This is a genomic window from Parapedobacter defluvii (genome assembly GCF_014642075.1).
Taxonomy (GTDB): Bacteria; Bacteroidota; Bacteroidia; order Sphingobacteriales; family Sphingobacteriaceae; genus Parapedobacter; species Parapedobacter defluvii.
On sequence record NZ_BMIK01000015.1, the window covers coordinates 56,836 to 76,624 of the forward strand.

19 protein-coding genes and 1 tRNA gene are annotated in these 19,789 nt (G+C 46.4%); 11 read left to right on the top strand and 9 right to left on the bottom strand.

Annotated features, from left to right (window positions below; translation table 11 throughout):
* Window positions 1–6: 6 nt before the first annotated feature.
* Window positions 7–948 carry a FecR family protein gene (locus IEX60_RS18035; protein ID WP_188752807.1) on the bottom strand — a complete coding sequence of 314 codons (942 nt, stop codon included), beginning with the start codon at window positions 946–948 and terminating at the stop codon, window positions 7–9.
* A gap of 70 nt (window positions 949–1,018) precedes the next feature.
* Window positions 1,019–1,603 carry an RNA polymerase sigma factor gene (locus IEX60_RS18040; protein WP_188752808.1) on the bottom strand — a complete coding sequence of 195 codons (585 nt, stop codon included), beginning with the start codon at window positions 1,601–1,603 and terminating at the stop codon, window positions 1,019–1,021.
* 168 nt (window positions 1,604–1,771) lie between these two features.
* Between IEX60_RS18040 and IEX60_RS18045 the strand changes: the two genes are divergently transcribed.
* From IEX60_RS18045 to IEX60_RS18055, 3 genes are read left to right on the top strand one after another with little or no spacing between them, the layout of a single operon-like run.
* On the top strand, window positions 1,772–2,515 hold the full coding sequence (locus IEX60_RS18045; RefSeq protein WP_188752809.1) for an ImuA family protein: 744 nt from the start codon (window positions 1,772–1,774) through the stop codon (window positions 2,513–2,515).
* Between the two features lie 3 nt (window positions 2,516–2,518).
* On the top strand, window positions 2,519–4,018 hold the full coding sequence (locus tag IEX60_RS18050) for a Y-family DNA polymerase (protein ID WP_188752810.1): 1,500 nt from the start codon (window positions 2,519–2,521) through the stop codon (window positions 4,016–4,018).
* A 6-nt stretch (window positions 4,019–4,024) separates the two neighbouring features.
* Entirely contained in the window at window positions 4,025–7,168 is a 3,144-nt protein-coding gene (locus tag IEX60_RS18055; RefSeq protein ID WP_188752811.1) for an error-prone DNA polymerase, read from the top strand.
* Here IEX60_RS18055 and IEX60_RS18060 read toward each other — a convergent pair.
* A complete protein-coding gene (locus tag IEX60_RS18060) occupies window positions 7,144–7,482 on the bottom strand; it encodes a TfoX/Sxy family protein (RefSeq protein WP_188752812.1) in 339 nt (112 codons plus the stop codon). The two genes, IEX60_RS18055 and IEX60_RS18060, sit on opposite strands and share 25 nt — an antisense overlap.
* A gap of 163 nt (window positions 7,483–7,645) precedes the next feature.
* On the opposite strand from IEX60_RS18060, the gene IEX60_RS18065 reads away from it, so the two are divergent.
* The 4 genes from IEX60_RS18065 (at window position 7,646) to IEX60_RS18080 (ending at window position 10,216) form a co-directional block, all read left to right on the top strand.
* Entirely contained in the window at window positions 7,646–8,098 is a 453-nt protein-coding gene (locus IEX60_RS18065) for a CBS domain-containing protein (RefSeq protein WP_188752813.1), read from the top strand.
* A 270-nt stretch (window positions 8,099–8,368) separates the two neighbouring features.
* Entirely contained in the window at window positions 8,369–8,830 is a 462-nt protein-coding gene (locus IEX60_RS18070; RefSeq protein WP_188752814.1) for a hypothetical protein, read from the top strand.
* 5 nt (window positions 8,831–8,835) lie between these two features.
* Window positions 8,836–9,453, top strand: coding sequence for a hypothetical protein (locus tag IEX60_RS18075; protein WP_188752815.1), 618 nt, complete (start codon window positions 8,836–8,838; stop codon window positions 9,451–9,453).
* A gap of 256 nt (window positions 9,454–9,709) precedes the next feature.
* Window positions 9,710–10,216, top strand: a complete 507-nt coding sequence (locus IEX60_RS18080) for a restriction endonuclease (protein WP_188752816.1) — start codon at window positions 9,710–9,712, stop codon at window positions 10,214–10,216.
* A 123-nt stretch (window positions 10,217–10,339) separates the two neighbouring features.
* On the opposite strand, the gene IEX60_RS18085 is transcribed toward IEX60_RS18080, so the two are convergent.
* From IEX60_RS18085 to IEX60_RS18095, 3 genes are all read right to left on the bottom strand, one after another.
* Window positions 10,340–10,413: transfer RNA gene (locus tag IEX60_RS18085), tRNA-Pro, on the bottom strand.
* Between the two features lie 85 nt (window positions 10,414–10,498).
* Window positions 10,499–11,212 (bottom strand): LytR/AlgR family response regulator transcription factor, encoded by a 714-nt coding sequence (locus IEX60_RS18090; RefSeq protein WP_188752817.1) that lies wholly within the window; start codon window positions 11,210–11,212, stop codon window positions 10,499–10,501.
* 18 nt (window positions 11,213–11,230) lie between these two features.
* Window positions 11,231–12,247 (bottom strand): sensor histidine kinase, encoded by a 1,017-nt coding sequence (locus IEX60_RS18095; protein ID WP_188752818.1) that lies wholly within the window; start codon window positions 12,245–12,247, stop codon window positions 11,231–11,233.
* A gap of 224 nt (window positions 12,248–12,471) precedes the next feature.
* Between IEX60_RS18095 and IEX60_RS18100 the strand changes: the two genes are divergently transcribed.
* Window positions 12,472–12,651, top strand: a complete 180-nt coding sequence (locus IEX60_RS18100) for a hypothetical protein (RefSeq protein ID WP_188752819.1) — start codon at window positions 12,472–12,474, stop codon at window positions 12,649–12,651.
* Window positions 12,652–12,678: 27 nt separating this feature from the next.
* The gene (locus IEX60_RS18105; RefSeq protein WP_188752820.1) at window positions 12,679–13,314 is read left to right on the top strand and encodes an ABC transporter substrate-binding protein; all 636 of its coding nucleotides are present in this window, start codon (window positions 12,679–12,681) and stop codon (window positions 13,312–13,314) included.
* Window position 13,315: 1 nt separating this feature from the next.
* On the opposite strand, the gene thrC is transcribed toward IEX60_RS18105, so the two are convergent.
* Genes thrC through thrA form a run of 3 tightly spaced genes read right to left on the bottom strand, consistent with a single transcriptional unit; the run spans window position 13,316 to window position 18,092 of the window.
* Complete coding sequence (thrC, locus tag IEX60_RS18110; protein WP_188752821.1) at window positions 13,316–14,623, bottom strand: threonine synthase; 1,308 nt, start codon at window positions 14,621–14,623, stop codon at window positions 13,316–13,318.
* A gap of 8 nt (window positions 14,624–14,631) precedes the next feature.
* On the bottom strand, window positions 14,632–15,618 hold the full coding sequence (locus tag IEX60_RS18115; RefSeq protein ID WP_188752822.1) for a homoserine kinase: 987 nt from the start codon (window positions 15,616–15,618) through the stop codon (window positions 14,632–14,634).
* 26 nt (window positions 15,619–15,644) lie between these two features.
* Window positions 15,645–18,092, bottom strand: a complete 2,448-nt coding sequence (gene thrA / locus IEX60_RS18120) for a bifunctional aspartate kinase/homoserine dehydrogenase I (RefSeq protein ID WP_188752823.1) — start codon at window positions 18,090–18,092, stop codon at window positions 15,645–15,647.
* Between the two features lie 464 nt (window positions 18,093–18,556).
* On the opposite strand from thrA, the gene IEX60_RS18125 reads away from it, so the two are divergent.
* Window positions 18,557–19,132: a C40 family peptidase gene (locus tag IEX60_RS18125; protein ID WP_188752824.1), complete on the top strand. Its 576-nt coding sequence runs from the start codon at window positions 18,557–18,559 to the stop codon at window positions 19,130–19,132.
* 137 nt (window positions 19,133–19,269) lie between these two features.
* Window positions 19,270–19,782: a phosphoribosyltransferase family protein gene (locus IEX60_RS18130; protein WP_188752825.1), complete on the top strand. Its 513-nt coding sequence runs from the start codon at window positions 19,270–19,272 to the stop codon at window positions 19,780–19,782.
* The last annotated feature ends 7 nt before the right edge of the window (window positions 19,783–19,789 follow it).

Genomic DNA, 19,789 nt, shown 5'->3' on the forward strand with positions numbered 1-19,789 from the left:
AGCTGTTTATTCGTATAAGGTTATCGTTCCGTCTACCTCCTTTCTCAATTTCAGGTTATGAATGGCACACACCACCTCAAGGGTCTGTGCTGCAGTCGCTCTGCGTTCCACTTCCATCGTAAACCGGAGCCGGGTAACATGTGGGCTTCCGGCGGTGATTTTTACTCCATAAAATTCATGCAAGGCATTCTTCAGTTCGGTGAAACTCGCATTTTCCAAGGCAAGCTTATCCATCTGCCAGATGGCTATACGATCCGTCGCATGATGGTATTTATAGGCAATATCCTTCGCTCGGTCATACCGCAGTTGCATTCCTTTGGTCAGTACACCCAATGACTGTTCTCCACGATGGACAGCTACTTTTCCCTGGCGCACACCTACTTCGAGGGTATTGTCCTGCTGTGCATGGACATTGAATGCGGTACCCAATACTTTTACTTGCAGCTCCTCCCAATACACGAGCAATGGCGCCCGCTCATTGGGTGCTGCTTCCAAAAACACTTCTCCCTTTTTTAGCCAGATTTCACGTCGTTTTTTTGCATAGGTTTGCGGCAGATAGCGGATTTCGGTGCCTGCATTAAGCCAAAGCTGGGTGCTGTCAGGCAGGAAAAGTACGCGCTGTTCAGCTGCTCCTGTGGATACAGCGACATATGCCGTTTGGCCCGGTCGTTGAAAAACAAAAAGATACCCACCTATTCCGATGCCGGCGAACAAACAGGCCGCAACCGCCCACCGCATCAGGCGGTAAGTCCGTGGCCGCTTGTGCAACCTGTGGAAAACCGCATGCGTGATGTGCGTTTTCGCTTCATCGACAGCCCCTGGAGCAACGTCCTTGTCCGGAAGGTCATCAAATGCTGCATACCATGCTTCCACCCATACCTTTTCATCCGGCGAAGCCGTACCCCGTAGGTATCTCCTGAAAATTTCCCGTTGTTTCTTACTATCCACTTTCGATGCCTGTTTACTGGTATATCAGGCAAAGCGGGATTTTGTACGTATAATTTATGTTAAGCTTCGGTTAAAAAAAGCGTTCGAAACCAGCCAGACCGAGAAGAAGCAGGGGCACAGCAGCAGGATAGTCATGCAGGAACCGCCGGACGATCGCCTTTGCATCAGCGAGGTAGTTTTTGACCGTCTGCAGCGACAAGGACAGCCGCTGAGCGATTTCCTGAGGTGAGCATCCCTCGGCATAGCTGAGCCTGAAAACCTCCCGGATCCGCTGAGGCATGCGATCCATCGCCCGATCAATGAGGTGCTCAAGTTCACCGAGGGCAACGATGCTATCGGCTTGCGGATGCAGCGCATCGCTTTCGGCAAGTTTCGCATTCGCATACCGGATGCGCACTTCATCTGCCTGGATATAATTGATCACCTTATACCGGAGCGCCGCATACAGGTAATCTTCCCAATCGATGGCTTGGGGCAATTGATCTTTCCTTGTCCAGATCGTGACGAAAAGATCCTGGATCAGATCCTTGGCATCATCCGCATTGGCGATGCGTTTCAGCGAAGACCGATACAATGCTTCCCAATACCGGTTGTATAACTCGGTGAATGCTCCAATTTCTCCGGCCCGCAACCTATGCAATAACATACCGTCCATTGTTCATCCGTTTTCCTTTCAAAGGTAAAGCGGCTATTATTAATCCTGGATTAAATTTTAATACGTTCTGCTTTTCTTTTTCCCTAAGTACTCCTGCCTTATAAAAATACATTTCATATAAAATACTAAAAAAATTAGCCTATATTTGTTGTCCCAATTTGGAATAACATGGCGGTATTAACGGAAGATAAACGTAAGCTAATCGGCCAGCTGCAAAAACACTTATTGCGTTGGCAGGGATTCAAATCGCCGGAAAACTCCTCTGAAAGCATCGGCTTGGGATCCGTGGAGAGGGCTTTCCCCAACGCCGTTTTTCCGATAGGAAGCATTCATGAATTCATAGGGACTACCCCCGAACAGGCCGCTGCCACGAGCGGTTTCATTGGGGGAATATTGGCCGCGCTGATGCGAAAGGGCGGCGTATGTCTATGGATCAGTACCTCCAACCGGCTATTTCCCCCTGCGATTAAGCATTTCGGCGTGGAGCCCGACCGGATTATTTTTATTGAGGCTCGTCGGGAAAAAGACATCTTATGGGCGCTGGAAGAAGCCCTTAAATGCGACAGGCTCATCGCGGCCGTGGCGGAACTTCATGAAATAGATTTCAACCAATCGCTCCGGCTCCAACTCGCCGTGGAAAAAAGCAGGGTAACGGGGTTTGTGTTCCGCAGCAACCCGCTACGGGTGGGTAATACCGCCTGTGCTGCCCGGTGGCAGATCACCCCTTTGCCCAGCGAATCCGACGCAGGAATGCCGGGAGTGGGGCTGCCCAAGTGGGGGGTAGAACTGCTGAAAGTGCGCAACGGAAATCCGGGATATTGGGAACTGAAATGGTCGGCAGGGCAGTTTATCCCTGTCTCCAAACCTGCGAAACTTTTGGAACTACCCATGCGGAACCGGAAAATAGGATAATAAATGGAGAAACGGTTTGCTTCCATCTGGTTCAGGCACCTGACGGCAGATTGGCTGGCTCTTCGCCGACCCGCCTTACGGAATATGTCCTTTGTGCTGGCAGAACCGGTGCATGGCCGTATGGTTATCACTGCGGCTAATGCCTTAGCAGAAACCCAGGGAATCCATGCAGGTATGGTGGTAGCCGATGCCAAGGCCGCTGTACCCGACCTACAGGTAATTGATCATCCACCGGGCCTCACAGAAAAACTGCTGGAAGCACTGGGATTATGGTGCATCCGCTATACACCGGCCGTGGCCGTAGCTCCCGACGGACTGATTCTTGACACCACTGGGTGCACGCACCTATGGGGAGGTGAGCGGCCCTACCTGAAAGAAATCGTAACCCGGCTGCGCGACAAGGGTTACGACGTGCGGATGGCCATTGCCGGCACCATTGGAACTGCCCGGGCCGTAGCACATTATGGAAAGGCAGAGCTTATCATTGATAGCGGTGCGGAACGTAATGCCCTGTCTCCCCTGCCCCCTGCTGCACTCCGGCTGGAATCCGACGCGGTACAACGGTTACGCAAACTGGGGTTGCATACCATTGGCAGCTTTATGAGCATGCCACGTACGGCCCTGCGCAGGCGCTTCGGCCCTGAATTGGTAGAAAAGCTGGAACAGGCGCTTGGCCAGGCGGATGAATACATTCAGCCGCTGCGCCCTATCCCACCCTACACGGAAAGGCTGCCCTGCCTGGATCCCATCCGGACCGCTACGGGCATTGAAATCGCTATACAGCGCTTGCTGGAAGTGCTCTGCAAACGGTTAGCCGGCGAGGGAAAGGGATTGCGACAGGCTGTCCTCCGTTGCTATCGTGTGGACGGAAAAATGGTGCAGGTGGCCATCCGTACCAGCAGCCCCACGGCTCACGCCGCTCATATATTCAAGCTATTTGCACTGAAAATTCCCCAGATTGAACCGGCCCTGGGTATTGAACTCTTCCTTATGGAAGCTTCCAAGATTGAAGATGCCGACCCTGTGCAGCACGCCCTGTGGGGCGGTATGCCCGGACCGGAAGATGCAGCGTTGGCTGAATTACTCGACAAACTGGCCGGAAAAACCGGTATCCACAAGGTAAGCCGCTATCTGCCCGATGAACACCATTGGCCGGAACGTTCTTATAGGCTCGCTGTATCCATCGGTGAAAAGCCCGTTACTACCTGGCGTACGGACCAACCGCGACCTACACGACTGCTGGCCAAACCCGAGCCCATCGAGGTGTCGGCACCCGTGCCGGATTATCCGCCTATGTTATTCCGTTATAAAGGAGAGCTACATCCCATCCGGAAAGCAGACGGACCGGAACGCATCGAGCGTGAATGGTGGATGGATAAGGAAGAGCGCCGGGACTACTATCAGGTGGAAGACGAGGATGGACGCCGCTATTGGTTGTTCCGCTCGGGGCACTATGCGGATGGCCAGCCGCAACAATGGTTTTTGCATGGCTTTTTTGCGTAAGGAATCATGAATCCTGTAGAACTGCAAGCCACCTCCAATTTCAGCTTCCTCCGTGGGGCATCCCATCCGGGGGAACTGGTCGCTCAGGCGGCGGCATTGGGATATCAGGCCATTGCCATTACCGACCGTAACAGTTTCGCAGGGATCGTGCGCGGGCATACCGCTGCAAAGAAGTGCGGCATACGCCTCATCCCCGCATGCCGACTCGACCTGAGGGATGGCCCGAGTTTGCTGGCCTACCCGACAGACCGGGAGGCTTATGGACGCCTTTCCCGTTTACTGACCGTAGGCAACCGCCGTGCAGAGAAAGGCGAGTGCCATTTGGACAAAGCGGACGTATATACGTATGGCAAAGGCATGAAGTTTATCGTCGTACCACCCGATCGGCTTACAGCCACCTTTGAACTGGATGAGCGCTATAGCAAACACGTGGCCGAATACCGGGACGTTTTGGGTGAAAATGTGTGCCTGGGTGCAACCCGCACGTACCTGGGAAACGATGCCAAAATATTCTTCCGGCTGCACCAATTGTGCAAACAGTTGGACATGCCCATGGTAGCCCTCGGCGATGTGTATTACCACGAACCCCACCGCCGTGAACTGCAGGATGTGCTCACCTGTATCCGGGAAAAATGCACCATCCATACCGCCGGTTTCCGGCTCCATTCCAATGCCGAGCGGTACCTCAAACCGCTGGATGAGGTAAAACGCCTGTTCCGGCAGTATCCCGATGCACTCCGCAATGCAGAAGCCCTTGCCGATGCATGCCAGTTTTCACTGGATGAATTGAAATACGTCTATCCCGAAGAGCTGACTTCGGAAGGACGGACGCCGCAGGAAGAACTGGTTTACCTGACGTGGAAAGGTGCTCGGGAAAAATTCAAGGAAGGTATTCCCGACAATATCCAGCAAACCATCGAACAGGAACTGGCGTTCATTGAGAAGAAAAACTATGCCTCTTATTTCCTGACCGTATATGATTACGTGCGTTATGCACGTGAACAGGACATCCTCTGCCAGGGACGTGGTTCGGCCGCTAATTCGGTAGTATGCTACTGCCTCGGCATCACCTCTGTAGACCCCATAGAGGTCAAGCTGTTGTTTGCACGTTTCATGTCTGACGCCCGCGATGAACCGCCGGATATTGACGTGGACTTCGAGCACGAGCGGCGCGAAGAAGTGATCCAGTATATCTATAAAAAATATACCCGCGACCGAGCGGCCATTGTGGCTACTGTAACACAGGTACATGCCAAGGGAGCCATCCGGGATGTAGGTAAGGCCATGGGATTATCACTGGATGCGGTGGGACGGCTGTCCGGCGTGATCGGCAGCCATTGGGACGACCACATCGAGGAGGAACGATTGGCTGAACAGGGGTTCAATCTGAACGATCCGCACCTGAGGAAAGTATTGGAACTGATTGATCAGTACATCGGTTTTCCCCGCCAACTGGGGCAACATACGGGTGGTTTTGTCATTACGCAGGGCAGGCTGGATGAACTGTGTCCTATCCTTAATGCCCGCATGGAAGACCGTACCTGCCTCGAATGGAACAAAGACGACCTTGAAGCCCTGGGATTCCTCAAAGTGGATGTGCTGGGGCTGGGAATGCTGACCTGCATCCATAAAGCGTTCGACCTGATGAGGCAACATTATGGCCGCGAACTGACCCTGTCAAATGTACCGCAGGAAGACCGTGAGGTGTACGAAATGATCAGCCATGCCGACACGCTGGGGGTGTTCCAGATCGAGAGCCGCGCACAGATGTCTATGCTGCCCCGGTTGCGGCCTAAAAAGTTCTACGATCTGGTCATCGAGGTGGCGATTGTGCGGCCCGGGCCCATACAGGGCGACATGGTGCACCCTTACCTACGCCGCCGCAATAAAGAGGAGGTGATAGATTATCCCTCTGAGGAGATTAAAGGAATACTGGATCGGACGCTGGGCGTTCCTTTATTCCAGGAGCAGGCGATGGAAATCGCCATGGTGGCGGCCGATTTCACGGCTGCCGATGCCGACGAACTACGCCGTAGCATGGCTACCTTCAAGGCCAAAGGAGAAGTGGCCCGTTTCCAGCAGAAGATGGTGAATGGCATGGTCAAAAAGGGGTATACCGAGGAATTTGCTAACCGGGTATTCAACCAGCTCAAAGGATTCGGTAGTTACGGCTTCCCGGAAAGCCATGCGGCTTCTTTTGCCCTGCTGGTGTATATTTCTTCCTGGCTGAAATGCAAATACCCCGACGTCTTCGCTGCCGCATTGCTCAACAGCCAGCCCATGGGGTTTTACCAGCCTGCGCAGATCGTAATCGATGCCCGCCGGCATGGGATCACGGTGTTGCCGGTAGATGTGAACCATTCGTATTGGGACCATACATTGGAAGGTGAATTTGGCAAAGAGCATCACGCTCTGCGGCTTGGATTCCGACAGGTGAAAGGACTGACGGAAGAAGATATGCAACGATTGGCGGAGGCCCGCAAGGACGGATACCGATCCATAACGGCTTTGATGGATGCCGGTGTGCCACTCGCCGCCATGGAGCGGCTGGCGGATGCAGATGCGTTCCGGTCCATGGAATTTGACCGCAGGCATGCCCTGTGGAATGTTGCTGCACTGCAGGACCGGCCCGTGGCGCTGTTTGAAGGTCAACCGGCATGTATATCCGAAGGCCAGATTGAACTGCCTTTGATGACCCCGGGAGAACATGTGGTACAGGACTATGCCACGACCACTTTATCCTTAAAAGCCCATCCGGTTAGTTTCGTACGGGAGAAACTGAACATGCTGCATGTCACGCCCACGGGTACGCTATCCGAAATGAAGGATGGCATGTACGTGAAAGTATGCGGCATGATAACCGTAAGGCAACGGCCCGGCACCGCCAAAGGGGTATTGTTTGTAACCATCGAGGATGAAACCGGGTTTGCCAACGTAGTGTTATGGGGCAAGGTATTTACGCAATACCGGAGGGAAATTCTGCAGGCCAGACTGCTGATGGTGGAAGGTAAATTGCAGATCGAAGGTGAAGTCATCCACGTGATCGGAAGCCGCTGCTTTAACCTGAATGGGTGGTTGCATAAACTTTCAGCCGCCGGAGAGGACCGTACCCCCAAAGAGGTGTTCTATAAAGGGCGGAATTTCAAATAATTGAACGCAAGGCACAATTCCAGCCAGTAGCTGAAATCGTCCGGATCCGAGAATCCCTCCGGGCCGACATAACAGTAACCGGAAAGGTTTTTCCCTTTCATGATCATGGGCTGATATCCCCTTCGCTGGGAAACTGTTTTTGCCTGCTCCGGATCGAATCGGCACATGAGGCTATCGCCGCTTACGTTGATACACATTTTATCATTTACCAGGAACGCCAGTCCGCCAAACATTTTCTTTTCTTCTACAGCAATACCGGGAATGTTTCCAAGGTAAGCCCTTACCCATTGCGCCAATTCAATATTGTATGCCATATTTCATCAGTTAATCCATCGTCATACCTCAAATCTCCGGATCTATACAGTATTTTGGTGAGGTATGAAAGATGATGAACATCATATTTTGCGTTGTATTACATCAGCCAAAAATAACGTTATAACCGCTTTTTTTGTAAAATAAATCTAAGTTTCACCTCTGATGAAAAAAAAATTGGACCAAATATCGCTTTCTGAAAGAAAGCGGACTCCTATTGCTAAAATTATACTCGAAAACAAGGTAGTTGTACATGCCAAAGATCCTATTAGCTTAGCTTATGGCTTAATGATGTGGCATAACTTAAAATACATTTGCGTTACCGACCAAGAAAAAAGGGTCGTCGGCATCATCAGTAACAAGCAAATTAAGCGGTTAGGTTTCGGATATGAATACGACGGTCATGATGACGTAGAATTAGGCATGTTTGATATGTTACAAGTAGATCAGGTAATGGACAAAAATCCGCCTATCGTATCATCGCAAACTATTGTATTGGAGGTAGCGGAACTCATGATTGCCAAAGATCTGACAGCTTTGCCTGTAGTTCACGATGGGAAGGTAGATGGCAGTATCGACATCAATGATATCCTGCTATTTCTGCTTACCGGCCTCTAGACCGGTACAAAACAATAGACGACGATTGAAAATAATTCCTACTTTAGCATAAATTATGTCTAATCCATTGAGTTATCAGACATTACAACGTGCCGGGAATTAACAACTATTGAAAAGATTGATATATAGGGCATACAAATACATTGGACAAAATCCAATCCCTGGGAGAACCATCGTTGCCGAAAAAACTGAGGCAGGCATCTACAGATCGTGGTAACAGCCGCCATCGTATAGTGAAAGCGATAAAATTAAAAAAGGAACTTACAGCGAATGAGTAATCAGGAAATTGAGTTCAACAATTTTTTTGGGAACGAAGGGGGAATTTATAGGGGTAAACTTGTCGAAAAGCCTCAGCTCCATTCAATGTTAATTTTTGCAGACAAATTAATTGAGAAATTAAATAAATCTGATAATGAAGTAGGTCTTGATATTTATGTAGATGTCATTAATAACTTTTCAATTAATGCATGTGTTGGAAAGAAAGGCGAAAGATATTTTATAGGGATTAACATAGGTGTATTAGTCTTGTTATCCAACATGCTTTTTCGCATGTTCTCGAGCAACAATATTTTAACGGAAATCGGCGACATTTCCAAGGAAAGCACAGCACGAAAGATTCATGATGCACAAATTAAGAACATTCAAAAATTACTTGATGATTTTAATGAGGACCCTCACCAAAGGACGAAACCAGATTGGCTGCTGCTTCCTTTTTTTTTAAATCGATTGTAGAATTCATGGTATTCCATGAGTATGCACACATTATAGATGGGCACATTGACTACTACACGAATAAAGGAATCTGCAAGTTATTTGAGGTCCAACCCGAGTATCATGTTCCTTCTTATGACCCGATTTTTCGGCAGACAATAGAATTGCTGGCAGATGATTTTGCCATTTTCGGATGTATCCGTTTTTTACATCACATCCAACTTGGAACGTTTCCCGTAAACCCACTTTTAAAATCTTACTTCAACGATTGGAAATCTGCTTTGCAATTTTGGTATTTACCTATTTATACTTTTTTCAGACTTTTTGGACATTGCAATCAGCCCTATTTAGTAAAGACCGCATATCATCCTATTCCAGCAATGAGATCATACTTGGTTTTGGAGTCAATTGATTACTTTCTTGATAGTGATTTCAATATCCCAGAACACGAAGAGATAAGCATGTCTTGCATCGCGAGTATGTTTAAAATAGAAGATGCTTTTGATAAGGTATCAGAACAAGGCAGAGATTTAAAACCACTCAAGTATAGTCTGACAGATGAAGCGATTAGTTATGCAAAAACGCTCATAGATAAAAGGAATGATGTAGGCAGTCTGTTGAAAAAATACTCCCCAGTTAACTGAAAGATGGATATCTATGCGAAAGATGGCGGCAAATACGACAGATCGATAAGTAGGTATCAAGCAACAGCGTTGTTTAATTATCGCCTGTATCAGAATTTGAAGTTTAATATCTAATAAGTAGATTATCAGCAAACAACATTAAAATTCAGATTTGAAAAACAATACAACGAATGTATGAATGCAACGAAACGAGGAAACAATTTTGAGCGTATGGTATATGCTTATCTTCAAGAGGAGTTAGGCAAGGACAATCTGTTTGTACCACAAAAAACCAGTAAGATTTTTCAAAAGAAGGCATATTTTTCACGAGATAGACAAAAACAATATAGTAACGGATATTTCGATAGAAACTTTCATTCCCGGTGCAGATGATTACAGCCTGCTAACTATTATTGAATGCAAAGACTATAGCCATAAAGTTCCAGTAAATGATATCGAAGAATTTCACTCGAAGATTCAACAAATAGCTGGCGATAATGTCAAAGCCATTTTTGCAACTACCTCCGCTTTACAAAAAGGAACATTATCGTATGCCCAATCGAAGAAAATAGCAGTCATCAGGTTCTTACCAACACATCAAGTGGAATGGATCAGCTATCATATGACACCCGATATGATGGCAGCTTTAATTTCAGATGAATTTAGTTCTGCGTTTACAAATCAAGGGTATGTGGGTCGTAATAGAAACTTCTATGGTTGTGATGAATTATATATTTATGATAGCCTCTTTTCATTACTTAACGGATTTTTGAACAGAGAATAAGATTTAATTGTACTTACAGGGAACATCAAATTTACGTCGGGGTTTCTTCTAAAGAGCGTATCAAGGAGAAAGGAAGGGCATCAAACAAAAAGCTCACCGTCGCTAAAGCTAAGGTGAGCAATGTCGGGATGGCGGGATTCGAACCCACGACCTCCAGCACCCCATGCTGGCGCGATACCTGGCTACGCTACATCCCGATTGGGGGTGCAAACTTAGCTAAAATTGTGGTTATATGCAAATGACAAAACTGAATAAAAACGCATTTCTTTTCATCCGTTCGAATCACCCATTCTTATCACCTATATATTTATAGAATGCGTCGCGATATGTATCCCCTACAGGGATCACTTTGTCTTCTATGAAGATGCGACCCCGCTCGATACTGGCTATTTTATCAAGCGCCACAATGTACGAACGGTGGACGCGTACAAAACGGTTACCGGGTAGGATATCTTCCATCTTCTTCATGTTTTGAAGCGTAACGATCCGTTCAGTAGCTGTATAAATGGATATGTAATCTTTCAATCCTTCGATGTATAAAATATCATCAATATCTACGCGCTGGATTTTATGCTCGGTTTTGACAAAAATGAAATCGACCGCATCACTTTGCTGCGTAACAGTAAGTAACGGTGCCTTAGGCGCCTTATTGTTCAATACTTTTTGGACAGACCGGTAAAAACGGTCAAAAGCGATGGGTTTCAGCAGGTAGTCCACCACATTGAGTTCATACCCATCCAGCGCATACTGAGGGTAAGCTGTGGTGAGAATAACATCACATTTGCCATTGATGATTTTCAGAAATTGAATACCCGTTAATTCTGGCATCTGCACATCCAAAAACACCAAATCTGCTTCACCATTCTGAACCATGGTAAGGGCTTCGATGGCATTTGTGGTACTCGCTACAAGCGATAACTCGGGCACTTTGGCTACGTAATCTGCCAAAATATCCAGTGCCAACGGTTCGTCATCTACGGTTATACATCGTACCATGTGCATATTCTTTGGGGACTATAAATATAAAAAAAGTTCACTACTGTAATAATTTTCGGATTCCACGATATTGATGGTATGCCTACCCGGATATCCCAGTTGAAGCCTGCGCTTTAAGTTAGTAAGCCCTACGCCGCGTGTCTGATCTTTATTAAGCTGATTCTTGGCATTTTCAGCCCTGAAATGCAGCCGGCCGTTGTGCACTTTAATATCGATGCGGATGGGCTTGCTTGCATCGGTAGATACGCCGTGTTTAAATGCATTTTCGAGAAAGGAGATCAGCAACAACGGCATAATATGATGATCCGTTTCATTGATGTCTACATGAAAATCCACATACATTTTTTCCTTGAATCGCAATTTTTGCAGGTCAATATAATTGTGCAGATAATTGATTTCATCGGCTAGTAATACAGTATCTTCGTTGCTTTCGTAAAGCATGTATCGCATGATTTCTGACAGCTTGAGAATAGCTTCAGGGGTTTTTTCTGATTTTTGATAAGCCAGTGAATAAATATTATTCAATGAATTAAATAAAAAATGCGGATTGATCTGCGATTTGAGGAAAGCCAGTTCTGCATTGAGTTTTTCATTTTCCAGGCTTTTCCTATGCTCACGGCTTTTAAAATTAGAAGAAATGACATATACCGCGGTACTTAATAGCATGAAAAACAATCCGGTAATCAGCGCAGCGACGGTATATTGCAGAGGAGTAAGTATTTTTTCTCTATTCTCTGTATCCCGGTATTGCAAAATGACATCTTGATAATACAATGCAATAACGTACTTTACACAAATGGATACAGCCAAAACAACCACCATGTAAGTAACCGCCCGCCAATACCTGTTTTCGCCGATCAGTAGTGGATTAATAAAAAAATAATGTACGTAAAAAATGGCGATATTCAATGCACCGTATACCAAAATGAGAATGGATGCGTCCATCGGGCGTTCGCGCACATTAACGAGGTACAATACGGCGAGCAATACCACCCACACAAGGGCATGAACAAGAACAGCCTTATTTTTTAACATAGTTACAAATATAAGCGTAGCGAATGAATATAAGCGATGCAGATAGACGAACTCCTTGCTCCTATCGGCCAATGCCTTCGTATGGCAGATGAATCGGCAAATCCGGTTGGTCTACAAAATCTGCCGATTGGTCTAAAAGTTTTTCATCAAAAGTAGGGAATAAGTTTCTTTGTATTGTGCATTCGGAACCGGTGCGATCGGAGAACTACAAAAACAATAAGAAAATGAAAAAGTTTGTCGGTAATCTTTCACCCTTTTTGTTACTGGTTATCCCATTCTTCGTGATCTTGCTATGGGTGGCTGGCCAGGCGGGAAAAGAAGTTATTCAAGAACGCATACAGTTGAATGCTTCGTTTATCTCCCTGCCCGATACGGGTATTTTTAAGGTAATGTTGTGGAGATAGTGGGGTAACTTGATTACCTTTGCCTGCATGCAGCGCCCACTTCTATCTTTACACAGCATACTGGAAGCATTGAGCCTCGATGCAGCATGTTTATCGCTGCTCGAACAAACCCCCGAATATCAATATTTTATACATTCGGACACACCTGAAGCAATTTATGGGGCTATCCGCACCATCGGCGGCATCCTTAATGCACAACCGCAGGCCGATCAACTGGTAGAAGATCTTGAAGAACGTATCAATATCATTTCCCACAAGCTGAAGTTTATTGCGGAGGAAAACAAACCAAAAGTAGCATTTTTCCAAGATGTTTTTCCATTAACCGCTGCGGAAAATGGGTATCTCGCTAACCTGATCCGGATAGCGGGGGGGATCTATCAAACCAGGATGATACCTCATGAATCGAGTTCCGATGTCCTGATTATCTTTAACGAAAAACCGATATCCCAATTACTGACCGAGTTACCCCAAGTACTTTCTACGTGGTCACAAATTCCAGCGGTTGCCAACAACCAGATATACATCGTTCATCATCCTGGCTACCTACGCCAACCTAGCGCACTTATTGCCGATGAAGCCGAAATCCTCGCCGAAATTTTCTATCCGAAATATTTTGTTTTTGGCCGCGATGAGGATGTTTGGATGAAGTTTGAATGGCAGTAAATCATCTTGCCCCTAACAAGTAATTTTTGAACCTTTCATAGTCCATATCCAGTCCAATCGCTTCTTTAGCACGACGTTGCAGCACATTTACCTGCGCAGGAACAGTAATTTGTGCAGCAATTTCAGGAGGGAATACTTCCGGAAATTTACAGGGATGTGCCGTAGACAAGAATACCGTTGCGAAATTGCCTTTGTGCTGCCTACGATATGTTTCGGCAGCGAGCCAAGCAATTGCCGTATGTGGACATGCAATGTAGCTATACCGATCATACAACGTACGTATGGCTTCCCGGGTATCTGCATCCGTAAACGTAAAGGAAGAAACGGTTTGCTTCAATGCGGCTAAATCGTTTCCGAACAGGTCCATAATACGCACCCAGTTGCTCGGGTTGCCCACATCCATGGCATTGGCCAATGTCTGCACAGAAGGACGGGGTTCATACAGCCCACTTTCGAGGAACCGCGGAACGGTGTCATTGGCATTGGTAGCCGCCACAAAATGCTGTACCGGCAATCCCATTTTGAAAGCCAACAACCCGGCCCCGATATTACCGAAGTTACCACTCGGAACGGAAAACACGACGTCTTTAATGCCCTGCGCCAACAGTTGGGCATATGCATGAAAATAATAGAATGTTTGTGGAATAAGCCGGGCGATATTGATGGAATTGGCGGAGGTAAGACGAAACACTGATTGCAATTCGCGGTCATTAAATGCCTCTTTTACTAAAGCCTGGCAATCGTCAAATGTTCCGTCTATTTCAATGGCTCGGATGTTTTGTCCGTTGGTGGTCAGCTGTAATTCCTGTATCGGACTCACTTTGCCCTTTGGGTATAAAATGGTTACCCGAGTACCGGGTACCCCCAAAAATCCAAGTGCTACTGCTCCGCCCGTATCGCCTGAAGTGGCAACCAATACATCCAACACCTGACTGCCTTCGGCGGAAAAGTGAGCCATCACCCTGCTCATAAAACGGGCTCCAAAGTCCTTGAATGCCAGTGATGGTCCGTGAAATAATTCCAGTACGGCCAATCCACTATCCAATGGACGTACCGGCGCATCAAAGTCAATAGCTTCATACACGATACGGTGCAAATCAGCTTCGGGAATATCTTCGCCGATCAGTGCTTTTGCCACGGTATATGCGATTTCCTGCAAAGAATACCGATGAAGATTCTGAATAAAGTAGGCATCTAATACCGGAATGGTTTCAGGCATATATAAACCCCGATCGGCGGGCAAACTATTGAAAACAGCCTCCTGAAAAGGGACGCGTAAATCTTTGTTATTTGTACTGTAGAAAAGCATGTTACTTTTTAATTTCTTATTTCTTTGGGTCCTTCGGTGTTAATTCCAGAAACGTATCCGTTGCTTTCTATACCTCGTTCATCCAAATGCGCCTGGATCAAACGCGTAATTGCAGCAGCTTTATCCCGGCTTTGGGTAAAAGCAAATACCGAGGGGCCTGATCCTGAAATACCAAAACTCAGCGCTCCGGATTCCATCGCCAATCGTCGCATTTCGTAAAATTCGGGAATCAGAATAGCCCGGGTGGGCTCGATAAGCACATCGTGCATGCTGCGCCCTATCAGTTCGTAATCGGCAGTAAAAAGACCTGCTACCAATCCGGCAATATTACCCCATTGTGTGACGGCATCCTTAAGTGCTATTTTTGTACGGATCATCTGCCGCGCATCGCGTGTCGGTACATCTACATGCGGGAATACTACCGATGCATACAAAGCGGGTGGCGCGGGAAGTGCGACTACATCCAACGGATCATACCCGCGGATTAATGTAACTCCTCCCAATAATGCAGGAGCAACATTGTCCGCATGACCATGTCCACACGCCAGTGCTTCCCCCTGCACGGCAAAGGGCAATAACTCCCTCTTGGAAAGGGGACTGCCCAACAGTGTGTTAACCGCAAACAATCCTGCTACAGTGCTGGCCGCGCTTGACCCCAAGCCACTACCAATAGGCATATGCTTGTGTAATTCGATTTCCAGCCCAATGTCAGTTTTGCCGATATGCTGAAGAAAATTCAGCACACAGGCGCTAACCGTGTTTTTTTCCGCTTCCCGGGGTAATCTTCCCCCGTCACCCGTAATGTTCACCAACCGAACCCCCGGTTGATCAACCCGGCGCATGTATACTTCATCTCCGGGCTCATCTATGGCAAATCCCAATACATCAAATCCACAAACCATATTCGCTACCGTAGCCGGCGCAAATACATGGACGCTGTTCCTTTCTGCGGAACTCACTTCAGTCTTTTCTGTTGTTTTGTCTATTGTCGACATGACTATCTCCGTCTGTTATAACTTCACTAGGCTCCTACATTCACTAAATCAGCAAAAACACCGGCTGCTGTCACCTCTGCTCCTGCTCCCGGCCCTTTGACGACCAAGGGCCGTTCCTTGTAACGCTCGGTTGTAAAGGAAATGATATTGTCGCTGCCCGAAAGGGCAAAAAACGGATGAGCATGATCAACCATCTCCAACGCGATGGACACCTGACCATTTTCCAGTTTACCAATATAACGGAGTACTTTATTGCCTTGCGCCGCTTCCGATTTCAAATCATTGAAATAATCGTCCGCGGCCTTCAGTTCCCGGTAGAATTCATCCACGGAAGCCGCCTGGATACAAGCATCCGGCAATATACTACCTAGTTGGACATCCTCCGGCTCAAGTGAATAGCCAGCATCTCTTGCCAGGATGAGCATCTTTCGCATAAAATCTGTGCCTTTCAGGTCATCTCGGGGATCGGGTTCAGTATAGCCCAGTTCCTGGGCATTTTTAACGACATCGTGAAAGGACACATCCCCATTAAAATTATTGAAAATATAAGAAATTGTACCTGAAAGAATGGCCTCGATACGGATGATGCGGTCGCCACTCAACATCAAATCCCTGAGCACGCGCACAATGGGCAAACCTGCCCCTACATTCGTTTCGTAAAAGAAATCTACTCCATGCCGTCTGGCGGTATCTTTAAGTAATCTGTATTGGCTGTAACGCCCCGAATTGGCTATTTTATTACAGGTAACGATAGAAATATTGGACCGGAATATTTCTTCATAATGCATGATGGGATACTCACTGGCTGTGTTGTCGATAAACACACAGTTCGGAAGGTTCATCGCTCTCATCCGGTCCACAAATCCGTCTAAGTCAGCCTGCTCACCGTCTTGCTGTAAGTGTTCTTTCCAGCTTCCCAAGTCGATACCCTCGCTGTTAAACAACATCTTGCGTGAATTGCTGATGCCGACTACTTTTATCTCTATATCGTTATGGTCCAAAAGAAATCCATATTGGTCTTGTATCTGCCTGAACAAGGTCGAACCAATATTTCCAGTACCTACATTGAAAACATGCAGGGTCTTGTTCAGTTGGGCAAAAAACGCATCGTGCACAGCATTCAGCGCTTTGGATAAATCTGGCTTTGCAATGATGACGGAGATATTGTATTCCGACGAGCCCTGTGCAATTGCTCGTACGTTGATACCGTTTCTACCCAAGGCATGAAACAATCGGCCCGATATACCGGGGGTTTTCTTCATGTTTTCCCCTACGATGGCCATTACAGATAAATGATTCTCAATTTCGGGTTCCAATAATTTGTTGGCCTGTAACTCCAATTCGAATTCGTTTTCTATCAGTCTTTTTGCACGCACAGCATCTGCGGGATGCACAGCAAAGGTGATGCTGTGCTCTGAAGAGGATTGGGTGATTAAGACTACATTGATTTGTTCTCTCGCCAATAAGGTAAACAGCCGCCCGCTGAAACCTGCCTTACCGACCATACCGCTTCCACTCAGATTGATCACACTGATATCGGAAATAGAGGAAATTCCCTTGATAGGCAACGTTGTTTTGCCGCCATCGTGTTGGATAATCGTACCCGCAAAAGCGGGATTGAATGTATTGCGGATTACAATGGGAATTTTCTTAAGAAACGCGGGTATCATGGTGGGCGGATAAATGACCTTTGCACCGAAATAGGACAGTTCCATCGCTTCAGTGTACGAAAGTACCGGCAATGAAAATGCCTTTCTGACGATACGCGGATCGGCCGTAAGCATGCCATCCACATCGGTCCATATCTCGATGGCTTCCGCCCCCATGGCAGCTCCAATAATGGCAGCGGTATAATCACTCCCCCCTCTTCCCAAGGTGGTGATTCTACCTTGCTCGTTTGCAGCAATGAATCCGGTAACAAACAATAACTTACCTGGATTTGATGCCATAAATGCCTGTATCAATTGCTCTGACAGGGGTTGGTTGACATGTGCGCTTCCAAAATGGCTATCGGTCCGGATGAATTGAATTGCATCTACGAACAGCGCTTGGGGGAAATGTTGTTCGGCGATTTTGCTAACCAAAAATGCCGAACAGCGCTCGCCATAACTCAGTATTAAATCTTTACTCTGCAGGCTCAACTCGCGCAGGTTAAAAATACCCTGCAACAGGTCTTCCAATTCATTGAGATAGATTTTCAACCGGGTGAATACCGGATTTTGGTATTTCACCGCAAGCAACTGTTTCACCACAGAAAAGTGACGGGCTTCCATTTCCTGCAACCCCTCGGTGAAATTCTTGCCCTCGGCGGCATCCGATGCGAGTTGTGTAAGTAAATTAGTGACTCCTCCCATGGCGGAAAGGACAACCACCGGATTTTCCCCGTATTCATGGGACTTCTGAACGATTTCGAGTACCGACCGAATACTATCGACAGACCCTATGGATGTACCACCAAATTTTAGTATCCTCATTTTTTCGTGACTGGATTGAAACTAAAAGCGCCTTCCTGTTTTCGAGGAAGGCGCTTTATGATTTTTATCGTTTACGATTACAACATAAATTACTTCCTCCGTGTGTTAACCCCGGCGGTAATCGTTGTTGTAATTGTCGTGTATTTTTTCATCAATATAAAGTCCTTTTTCGCGGTGGCGAAACTTGCACTTGTTATTTCACCATCCCTTCATTGGAAGTCCATGCAGGTTTCACTCGTTTAAGATTTCCGCGACAAAGGAAAGTCTTTATTCTGAATTTAGCAAGAGAAAAGTCATTTTTATATGATTTCGATATTTTTTCTATATTTTAAAACAATTTGAATTTTCATATTTTTTTTCTTGCACCGATAAGTTTTTTAACATAGCTTTGCGAACCAACGGGTAATTATATTAAATACTGATAAAACAATCAACGTCTGCTTGTTGAACTAAACGGTAGCTTAATGAAAAAAAAGACATTCGTAGCTATGTTATTTGCTTGTGTATTTACCTTATCACAAGCACAAACACCAGCCAAAGAATCAGCCATTAGCCCTTCTGATCCGGATAACTTAGCCAGAGACTATTTCTCCCAAATAATGGGTGTAGCTGTTTCGGCCACTTCCAATACAAAATTATACCAATTTATCTACGAATGGATAGGAACCCCATACCGATTGGGTGGTAAGACTAAAAAGGGGGTTGATTGTTCAAGGTTTGCCTATGAACTTTATGAAAATGTCTTCAACACGACATTAGGGCAAAACAGTCGCAACATTTATACCCAAGTAGATCCCATAAAGAAAGATCAATTGAGACCGGGTGATTTAGTATTTTTCAAAATCAGAAGCCGTAATATAACGCACGTGGGTGTTTACATAGGTGACGATAAATTTGCACACGCATCTTCTAGTCGCGGCGTAATGATCAGTGACCTGAATGAGGCCTATTGGAAGCGTTATTATTACAATGGCGGACGAATGCTTACTGCAGCAGCGGAAACAGAAGGGGAAAGCAACAACCAACCGTCTGTAAACTGACCCAACGACATTTATTATTCCGTAACGAATCAATATCCGCACCAAATAACGTGCGGATTTTTTTATATTCACATCAGTCGTTACACTTGAATGTGCAGATAATTCCTATTTTTACCCGACCATTCATTGAAAGTCATATGTCTACAAAAAAAGTTTTAATTCTTAACCAGGAGCAGATACAAAAAAAGACAACTCGTATTGCATATCAATTACTTGAAGACAATTTCGAAGAAGAGTCTATCGTATTGGTAGGAATTGCAGATCGTGGTTACGTATTCGCGCAGCGATTGAAGACAGCGATTGAAAAGATCTCATCCCTTGAAGTTACGCTAATTAAAGTAATGTTAGACAAGACAAGCAGCACGTTGAATGCCCGGACAGATACCCCAATAGACCAAGCCAAAGATAAGGTTGTCATTTTGGTAGACGATGTGTTGAATAGCGGCCGGACGCTGGCGTATGGCATGGGAGCTTTCTTCAATGTACCCCTTAAAAAAATGCGTACGGCAGTACTGATAGACCGGAGTCACCACAAGTTTCCCATCTTCAGCGATTTCTCTGGCCTGAAACTTTCCACCATTCTTAAAGAACATGTAACGGTAAATCTTCACGAGTGTGACGGTGGAGAAGATGCAGCCTGGCTCTTATAGATAGGCG